Raw genomic sequence first — 2,561 nt, forward strand, 5'->3', positions numbered from 1 at the left:
ACCGCGCAGCCGGCCTGGCTCCCGCCGCGGGGACAGCGGGCCTGGGCCGGCGCGTCGGGCCCGCACCGCTGGGACGAGTGTCGCACCGGCCCCCGTCCCGTCCGCCGCCGCCCCGGTGCCCGCGTCAGGGCGTGCGACGTCCGGGGCGTGCCGGTCGGTCAGGACGTGCGGAGCAGGGCGCGGACGAGCAGGGCGTCGTGGTCGGTGAACGTCATGGGCACGACCTCCGCGACGGGCCGGAGCAGCCGCGACCGGGTGCCGTAGGCGTGCTGGATGCCGGGGGCCTGGGTCGCGGCGTCGTCGCGCAGCGTCCACGCGCCGGCCGGGGCGCAGCCGCTCTGCCGGTTGACGTCACCGCCGAAGACGGTGGCGGTGCGGGGGCCGCCCGCTGCGAGCACCTGCTCGAGCTCCCGGCACTGGGCGTCGTTGGTGGCGGCCTGCGCGGCGGTGCCCGCCACGCTGAGGTGGGCGGTGCAGGCGCGCACGCCGTCCTCGGTGGTGGCGCACAGCCAGCGGCGCTCCTCCGCGCCCGCCTGCGCGACGAAGGCCCGGTCCTCGGAGGCGACGACCGCGGACCGGGTCAGCACCGCGTTGCCGAACACGCCCCGCCCGCCGGGGCTCACGCACGGCAGCGGGACGCCCCGGTAGAGCACGGTGGCGAAGCGGGAGTCCATCCCGGTCTCCGCGGCGAGGCGCGCCACGTCCCCGCTGCAGGCCTCGTTGACGGTGACCACGTCGGCGCCCGTCCGTGCGACGGTCCGCACCGCCTCGTCCACGACCGACGGGTAGGCGGTGCCGCCGAAGCAGCCCGCGACGCCGGACAGGCAGAGGTTGAGCTGCAGCGTGGCGTACGGCACCGCGCCCGGCGGCCTGGCGGTCGGACCGGGCTCCCCGGTCGCGGCCGTGGCGGCCGGGGCGGTGAGCAGGGCGAGCAGCGCGGCGACGACGAGGGCCACGGCGGCCGGGGTGCGGGTCATGCCGTGACGCTATGTCGCAGCCGGTGACCGGTGGGCGACCTGCCGGTGGCCGTCGGGTGACGGCTGCCCGACGCCTCCGTGCCGCCCCCCGGGTGCGGGAACACAACCGTCCGGCCGGTCGCTGCCCGGCGCGGGCGCAGCGCGTGCCCGGACGCGAGTCCCCTGCGCCACCCGCCCGAGAGGCCCCCGCCATGCCCATGCCCGACGAGCTCCTCCGCCTGCTCCGGCTGCCCAGCACCTGCTACCTCGCCACGACCATGCCCGACGGGTCGCCGCAGCTGACCCAGACCTGGGTGGACACCGACGGCGAGCACATCCTCGTCAACACGGTCGAGGGCTACCAGAAGACCCGCAACGTGGCCCGCGACCCCCGGGTGGCGGTCACGGTGTCCGACCCCGGCAACCCGTCGAGGTACTTCTCCGCCCGCGGCCTCGTGGTGAGCGCGACGACGGAGGGCGCGGCCGAGCACATCGACGCCCTCGCCCAGCGCTACCTGGGCACCCCCTACCCCTGGTACGGCGGCCGCGACCAGGTCCGCGTCGTCCTGGCGATCCGGCCCGACTCCCTGCACGCCATGGGCTGACACGCGCCGCCGGGCTCAGGTCCCCCCGCCCAGGTGCCGAGGACAGGTGAGCGCTGCGACGACGAGGCAGCGGTGGTGCTGCGGGGCGGAGGTGGGCACGTGCGCGTGGGCCTGGTGGTCAACCGTGCCGAGGACTACGTCCTGCGCGTCGCCGCCGGCATGTCCGAGGTGCTCGCCGCCGCCGCCGGCTCCGTGCTGGTGCTCGTGCTGCCGCCCTCCGCTGCCCTGGCGCAGCCGTGGGTCGCCCGCCTGGTGCGCGAGGGCACCGTGGACGCCCTCGCCGTCACCGCCGTCGTGGACCCGACGACGGGTGCCTCGTGCGTCGCGGACCTGCTCGCGCAGATCGGCCGGCTCGACCGGGTCGGCCGGCTCCCGGTCGTGACGCTGGGCGGCGGGCACCACGCCGTGCCGGACGTCAGCTGCGACAACGCCGCGGGCGCCGCGCTGGCCGCGCGCCACCTGCTCGCCGACGGCCGCCGCCGCCCGCTGGTGGTCGGCGGGATCGTCGACAACAGCGACAGCCGGACCCGCGAGCAGGCCTTCGTCGCCGCCTGCGCCCGGCTCGGCCTGCCGGGCGGGGCCGTGCGGACGGTGCGCGCCGACTTCTCGCGGGAGCTGGCGTACCGCCGGACCACGGCGCTGCTCCAGCGGCTCGACGCCGGCGGCGAGGACCAGGTGGACGCGGTGTTCGCGGCCAACGACGAGATGGCCCTGGGGGCCATGGACGCCCTGCGCGTGCACGGGCTCCGGGTCCCCGAGGACGTGGCGGTCGTCGGGTTCGACGACACCGAGGCCGCCGCGACGTCCCCCACGGGCCTCAGCAGCCTCGACCAGCACCTGCTCGAGCAGGGCCGCTGCGCCGCCCGGCTGCTGCTGGGCCGCCTCGGCGGACGGCCCGTGCCCAACCGGGTGCGCACCCGCGCCCGGCTCGTCGTGCGTGCCTCGAGCGCGCCGGCGGGCACCGGGACCCCGCCCGTGGAGGACGCCGCCCTGCTGCGGG

3 protein-coding genes are annotated in these 2,561 nt (G+C 77.9%); 2 read left to right on the forward strand and 1 reads right to left on the reverse strand.

The genetic code is table 11. The features are described from left to right. Window positions 1-158: 158 nt before the first annotated feature. Window positions 159-977, reverse strand: a complete 819-nt coding sequence (locus WCS02_RS19625; RefSeq protein ID WP_340295964.1) for an endonuclease/exonuclease/phosphatase family protein — start codon at window positions 975-977, stop codon at window positions 159-161. A gap of 191 nt (window positions 978-1,168) precedes the next feature. Here WCS02_RS19625 and WCS02_RS19630 point away from each other — a divergent pair, with 191 nt between their 5' ends. Then, window positions 1,169-1,561: a PPOX class F420-dependent oxidoreductase gene (locus WCS02_RS19630; protein WP_340295965.1), complete on the forward strand. Its 393-nt coding sequence runs from the start codon at window positions 1,169-1,171 to the stop codon at window positions 1,559-1,561. A 99-nt stretch (window positions 1,562-1,660) separates the two neighbouring features. Beyond that, on the forward strand, window positions 1,661-2,561 hold a 901-nt coding region (locus WCS02_RS19635), incomplete at its 3' end, for a LacI family DNA-binding transcriptional regulator (protein ID WP_340295966.1).

This window comes from Aquipuribacter hungaricus, assembly GCF_037860755.1.
Classification (GTDB): Bacteria; Actinomycetota; Actinomycetes; order Actinomycetales; family JBBAYJ01; genus Aquipuribacter; species Aquipuribacter hungaricus.

What these genes read in the sequence shown, in the direction of transcription:
- WCS02_RS19625 (WP_340295964.1), bottom strand. Translation starts at nt 977, where the DNA reads ATGACCCGCACCCCGGCCGCCGTGGCCCTCGTCGTCGCCGCGCTGCTC.
- WCS02_RS19630 (WP_340295965.1), top strand. Translation starts at nt 1,169, where the DNA reads ATGCCCATGCCCGACGAGCTCCTCCGCCTGCTCCGGCTGCCCAGCACC.